The sequence below is a fragment of the Tropicimonas sp. S265A genome (assembly GCF_049800835.1).
Lineage (GTDB): Bacteria > Pseudomonadota > Alphaproteobacteria > Rhodobacterales > Rhodobacteraceae > Dinoroseobacter.
The window spans coordinates 456082-462590 of the sequence record NZ_JBNAFU010000002.1 but is presented as its reverse complement, the minus strand read 5'-3'; the positions used below and the strand labels follow the sequence as shown (position 1 = coordinate 462590).

General features: G+C 64.2%; 4 protein-coding genes. 2 read left to right on the top strand and 2 right to left on the bottom strand.

Annotated elements, in window-relative coordinates:
* Positions 1–308: 308 nt before the first annotated feature.
* Entirely contained in the window at positions 309–1025 is a 717-nt protein-coding gene (locus ACP15N_RS10020; RefSeq protein ID WP_425092102.1) for an SIMPL domain-containing protein, read from the bottom strand.
* Between the two features lie 135 nt (positions 1026–1160).
* On the opposite strand from ACP15N_RS10020, the gene ACP15N_RS10015 reads away from it, so the two are divergent.
* Positions 1161–3275: a hypothetical protein gene (locus ACP15N_RS10015; protein WP_425092101.1), complete on the top strand. Its 2115-nt coding sequence runs from the start codon at positions 1161–1163 to the stop codon at positions 3273–3275.
* Between the two features lie 109 nt (positions 3276–3384).
* A complete protein-coding gene (locus ACP15N_RS10010) occupies positions 3385–5400 on the top strand; it encodes a cation:proton antiporter (protein WP_425092100.1) in 2016 nt (671 codons plus the stop codon).
* On the opposite strand, the gene cobT is transcribed toward ACP15N_RS10010, so the two are convergent.
* The gene (gene cobT, locus ACP15N_RS10005) at positions 5397–6416 is read right to left on the bottom strand and encodes a nicotinate-nucleotide--dimethylbenzimidazole phosphoribosyltransferase (RefSeq protein WP_425092099.1); all 1020 of its coding nucleotides are present in this window, start codon (positions 6414–6416) and stop codon (positions 5397–5399) included. The genes ACP15N_RS10010 and cobT overlap by 4 nt on opposite strands.
* Positions 6417–6509 lie beyond the last annotated feature (93 nt).

Genomic DNA, 6509 nt, shown 5'->3' with positions numbered 1-6509 from the left:
TGGAAAGAAACGGGCATTTGGGCCGACCCATATGTGCAAAAATGCGCATCACGCCCGCGTGAGGGGTGTTGCTGTGCGATTTTCCGCCAGCACTCGGAAAAGCCACGTGAAATCAGAGGCTTGGCCCTGTCACACCGCTCACACCCCCGTGACGTTACGAAAGAAACCGCGCGCGCGGGCGAAACCTCGCACCGATCACAAGTTTCGTGAGCGGGACATCAGACAAAACCACCCGCCAGAAACCCAAAACACCCGCACGATAAGTACACCGGAGGACCGAAAAGCCGGGGACAAAGCGAGTCGGAAGGTCACTCCGCAAGCGCAAATGTCATCCGAATCCGCGCGCGCAGTGTCAGCTCCCCGGCTGCCACCGGCACCGCCATGGCATCTGCGGACCGTGCTGCCATTTCCATCATCGGTTGCGGCCCCCCGCCGCCGCTCGTGGCATCTATCGTCAGAACCTGTCCCAGCGTCTGCCCCGCGGCCTCTGCCATTCCCTGTGCACGGGACATGGCATCCTTCACGGCAAGCGCTTCGGCCTCGCGCTGGAGGGGGTCCGGATCGGACACGCCAAAACTCAATCCTGTCAGGGTGTTCGTGCCCTCGTTGACAACAGCATCCAGCAGCGCCCCGAGGTTATCGAGTTCCCGCAAACGAATGTGGACCATGTTGCGGACCGTGTATCCCGAGATGCGCGGAGGCGTTCCGTCATTGCGCCGCTCATATACGGGCTGCACGGAGAAGTTGCTGGTCTGAATGTCTTTCGCCGCGATGCCACTGGCCGTCAAAAGCGCCATGACGGCTGCCATCCGCTCGGAGTTCTCGGCGAGTGCCTCAGCGGCGCTGTCCGCTTGCGCCGTCACGCCCAACTGCAATCGGGCCATATCCGGGGCAGCGGTCACCGTTCCGGTTCCGGTCACGATCAGCGTGCGGTCTTGCGCCGCCGATACGGTTTGGCTGTTCGCGGCGACCGCAAAGCACCCCACCACGCACAGCATGAGCCCTGTTCTGATCCAGTTCGCCATTCTCGGCCTCTCTCTCCTATTGATGCGCAGGTCTCCGCGTGCGCGGGTCTCTCCCATCGTCAGACTTTTCCTGCGCAGTGCAACGCATTATGATAACACCTACGGGGCCCGGCACATGCCGGCGCAGGACAGGCTATGAAACCGGAATTCGCGCTTTCACTGACCCACGAAGGGATCGGGCTGCTTCAGCGGTCCGAAGATGGCTGGCTGACGGTCGGGACTGTGTCTCTCAAGGACGCGGATGTCGAGGCCGCGCTGACCCGGTTGCGCGAGACTGCCGAACGCGTGGCGAAAGACGGCCCGGTGCGGAGCAAGCTGATCTTGCCGAACACCGAGGTTCTGTACCTTGATGTGGATGTCGGCGGGGCAACCGGACCGGATTACGAGGCAACCATACGCGAGGCGCTCGACGGTCGGACCCCGTATGCATTGGACGAACTCAGCTACGATTACGTGGTCACCGGGAAGACGGCGCAAATCGCCGTGGTCGCGCGGGAAACACTGCTGGAGGCGGAGGCATTCGCGCAGTCACATGCGTTCAACCCGGTAAGTTTCGCCGCCATCCCGCCAAAAGGTGCGTTTTCGGGCGAGCCGATGTTCGGCACCACGCAAGCAGCCGTGGCGCTTTTGCCCGGGGACATGACGCTGGAGCGCGACACCGTGCCGGTGGTGGTCGTGGGCACGGCGCCCACCGCGCCCCTCGGGCAAACCGACGCAGGACCTGACGCCAAAGCAGTCGCCCCAGACGCTGCGCCAAAGACCAAGACCGAACCGCCCAGCAAGGTTGCCAAGCCACCCGTCGCTGCGGTGGCAGCACGTGCCCCGTCCGGGCCTGCAAAGCCGGTAACAGCAACCCGCCCGCGCGCGGCTGAGAAACCTGTGCCCGCACCACGCCCGAAAGCCGGTCTCGGGCTTGTGGTCACCGCTGGGGCGCTTGCCGTGTTGCTCTTGATCGGGCTTTTCGCAGCGTTGCGCGGGGAAGGCGACGGCGCCCCCCCCCCAGTGTCCCAATCGGAACCGGCGGAGGATCAAAGCCGCGTTGCACCTGCCCCGTCGGTGGCCGCAACGGACCCGGTCGATACGTCAACCTCCCTCGCTGCTGCGCCGCAGGTCATGCCGGAGATGGAGGGCGCGTTCGAAGCACCGCGGCCCACGCGCAGCACGCCCTTCGATCAGGTCCCCCTGCCCGAGGAGGTCGCCGAAGGGGAGGAAGCCAGCACACCAGGCACCACGAACACAACTGTCGCAACCGCCACCCCAGACGAACTGGCCCCGGCGCCAGTGGCCGGTGCCGGGCCGGGGCTTTTGGAAACCGAAACGTTCTATGCGGTGACCGGCATCTGGCAGCGCAGCCCGGAGGCATTGCCGGTGCCAAGGGCGCAAGACCTTGGCGACCTGTATGTCGCCTCGCTCGACGGGACAATCGCCATCGATGACGCGCTGGCGCTGCCAAGTTATGAAGAAGAGCGCGACGGGTTGTTCGAAACACCCCAACCCCCGATCGGCCCGGGTCTGGTTTTTGACTTTGACGAGGATGGACGCGTTGTTGCCACGCCGGAAGGGGCGCTGACACCAGATGGCGTTCTGGTCTATTCGGAAGCCAACGGCGTGCGGCCCTTGCCCCGGCCCTTCGATGCGGTGCCACAGACGGATCAGGCTGCGCTGGCGACCATCCGCCCCGCGCCACGCCCCGAAAACGCGCGCGAACTTGTCGAACGCGCCGTTCTGGACGGCCGTACGCGCGCAGAACTGGCCGCGTTCAGCCCGCGCGCGCGACCGCCCTCCCTGCAGGACGAAGCCTTGGCAGCCACGGACGGCACGCCAAGCGCATTGGCGGTGGCGCAGGCCCCATCGCCTGCGGCGCGCCCCACGGATATCGAACGCATCGTGGCCTCGGTGCGTGCAGCGCAAGCCAGTCAGCCGGAACGCCCCGCCACGACGGCGGCGCAGGCCTCTCTGGCGGCCGCCCCGGCACCGCAACAACAAACCGCGCCTGCGATCCCGACACAGGCCTCGGTCGCCCGGCAGGCGACGCTGGAGAATGCGATGCGTCTGGACCGGATCAACCTGATCGGCGTCTACGGAACCGCCTCCGAACGGCGCGCACTGGTGCGTACCAAGGCGGGCCGCTATGTGAAACTGCAGGTTGGCGACCGTTTCGACGGCGGGCGCGTGGCGTCCATCGACGAGGCATCGCTGCAATACACCAAAGGCGGGCGTAACATCACGCTCAAGATGCCGAACAGCTAGCGCTTCCCCTGCGGCGTGCGCGCCCGTGTGACCCTATCCCGCTTTACCTGCCGGGGCGCAGCGCGCATCCTGCCAGTGTGCACCGTTGCGTCCCATCGAAAGCGCCCCCATGACCGTTTTTCTCGTCCAGGCTTCCATTTTCCTGCTGGCCGCCGTGATCGCCGTTCCGCTGGCGGTTCGGTTCGGCCTGGGTTCCGTTCTGGGGTACCTGATGGCGGGCGTGGTGATCGGGCCGGTTCTGGGCCTGATCGGGACGGATGTGAACGAGTTGCAGCACTTTGCCGAGTTTGGCGTGGTGATGATGCTGTTCCTGATCGGGCTGGAACTGGAACCGCGCGCGCTATGGGACATGCGGCAAAGGTTGTTGGGCCTCGGCGGGCTTCAGATCGGCCTGACCACCGCAGCTATTACCGGGGCCACGTTCATGCTTGGGATGTCGTGGCAAATCAGCCTCGCGATCGGTTTGGTCATGGCGTTGTCGTCCACCGCGATCGTTCTGCAAACGCTGAACGAAAAGAAACTGATGCAGACCAGCGGAGGGCGCTCGGCGTTTTCCGTGCTGTTGACGCAGGACATTGCAGTCATCCCGATGCTGGCCTTCATTCCCCTTCTGGCGATCGGACATGCGTCCCATGACGGACCGGTGGCGGGCAGCATGCCGGGCGTTCAGCTGGCGCCGGATGGCAGCCTCGCCATGGCCGAGGATGCAGGTCATGGTGCGGGCCACAGCACACCCGCGATCATGCAGTTGGTCGAACAATTACCCGGTTGGGGCATCACGCTGGTCACCCTTGCCGCGATTGCCGCAATCGTTTTTGGCGGGCACTTTCTGACGCGACCGGTCTTTCGCTTCGTTCATGCGGCCCGCATGCCGGAGATGAACACGGCCGTGTCACTTCTGTTCGTGGTCGGCGTCGCCTCCCTGATGCTGATTGTCGGCATCTCGCCTGCGCTTGGCGCGTTCCTTGCTGGTGTGGTTCTTGCGAACTCGGAGTTTCGGCATGAGCTCGAAGCTGACATCGAACCGTTCAAGGGGCTTTTGCTGGGCCTGTTCTTCCTGACCGTCGGCGCAGGCATCAACTTCGCGGTTCTGTTCAGCCAGCCGGTGTTGATCCTGAGCCTGACCCTCGGCCTGATCCTGATCAAATGGCTCATCCTCTTTGCGCTGGCGGTCTTGTTCAGGATCAAGGGCCGGGACCGCTGGCTGTTCACGCTGGGTCTGGCGCAGGCAGGGGAGTTTGGGTTCGTTCTGATCAGCTTTTCGGTCAACACCAATGTCCTGCCCAGGGATCTCAGCCAGACGCTGTTGCTGGTGATCGCGTTGTCGATGCTGCTGACGCCGCTCCTGTTCATCCTCTATGAGGTGGTCAGCCACCGGATTTCCGAGGCCAAGACCCCGGAACAACCCGCTGACGAGATTGACGACCAACAGCCGGTGATCATTGCCGGTGTCGGGCGGTTCGGGCAGGTCGTCAACCGCATGGTGCAAATGGCCGGGATGAAGACAACGATCCTCGATCATGATCTGGAGATGATCGAGCTGATGCGAAAATTCGGGTTCAAGGGTTTCTTCGGCGACCCGACGCGCCCCGAACTGCTGCATGCGGCGGGGATCGACAAAGCCAAGGTTCTGGTGATCGCGCTGGATGACAAGACGGCCGGGCTGAACCTTGTCCGGTACGCCAAGCGCGTGCGGCCGGACATTCACATCATCGCCCGCGCGCGCGACCGGATCAACGTCTACGAGCTCTATCAGGCCGGTGCGGACCAGATCGTGCGCGAGATGTTCGACAGTTCCCTGCGCGCGGGCCGCTACGTGCTGGAGACGATGGGCATGAGCGAATACGACGCTGCGCAGGCGGAACATACGTTCTTTCGGATCGACCGCAAATCGATGCGCGATCTGGCACGCCTTTGGAAGCCCGGCGTGCCGGTGGCGGACAATCCTGCGTATATTGCACGCTCGCACGAGTTGAACCGCGAGTTGGAAACCGCACTGGTCGCCGCGCTCGAAGACGGGGAAGCGGCGAATTCGAGTGCCCCGGTGCCAAACCGGGAGGGACGATTTGCAACGCTGGAATCGGAAACCGCGCTGCAGCACGAAAAGCGCGCGAAACCGACCTAACCGTCTGCGACGCCCGCCTCTGCAAAAGTGGCCATGCCGGACTGGCACACGACCGCTGCCTTGACGATACCAAGGGCCGTTGCCGCCCCCGACCCTTCGCCAAGACGCAGCCCAAGGGACAAGAGCGGTGTCTTGCCCAGATTGTCCAGAAGAGCAGCATGGCCCGGCTCTGCCGAGACATGCCCCGCAATGCAGTGATCGAGCGCGCCCGGCTCAAATGCCTCCAGACAGGTGGCTGCCGCGCAACAGATGAACCCATCGAGAATGACCGGAATTCGCTCCAGTCTGGCGCGCGTGATCGCACCGGCCATTGCGGCCAGTTCACGCCCCCCCAAGCGGCGCAATACATCCACCGGGTCGGTGGCGGCATCGGCGTGCAGGGCCACACCTTCGGCTACGACGGCCGTTTTGCGCGTCAGCCCGGCGTCGTCCACGCCTGTTCCCCGGCCTGTCCAATCCGACGGGGCGCCGCCATAAAGCGCGAGCGCGATGGCGGCAGCGGAGGTCGTGTTTCCGATCCCCATCTCCCCCGCGATGAACAGATCTGCCTGCGGGTCGACGGAACGCCATCCGACAAGCAGCGCCTCAAGGAAATCGCCCTCACCCATGGCGGGATCGGACGTGAAATCTGCCGTTGGCACGCTAAGATCAATCGCGTGCACGTCGAGCGTTGCCCCCATCGCCTTGCACAGTTGATTGATCGCCGCGCCGCCGGCGCGGAAATTCGCGACCATCTGGGCTGTAACCTCTGCAGGAAAGGCCGAAACACCGCGGGCACATACCCCGTGGTTTCCCGCAAAAATGGCAACTTGCGGAGAGCTGACCGTCGGCACCGCGGTGCCCTGCCAGGCCGCAACCCGGATCGCGATGTCTTCCAACTGGCCCAGAGCACCGGGTGGCTTTGTCAACTGGGCGTTACGGTCTTCGGCGGCGGCGCGCGCCTGCGCATCCTCCGCCGGGAGTGCGCGCAGAACCGCGCGGAAATCGTCAAGCGTATCAGGGGCGGGCGACGTCATGGGCAGGTCCGGTCGTTGATCTTCAAACGGCACCTGTTTAACGAGTTTGGCGGGGCTGTCACGCGACAGATGCCATGAAAGGAACTTCGCCGC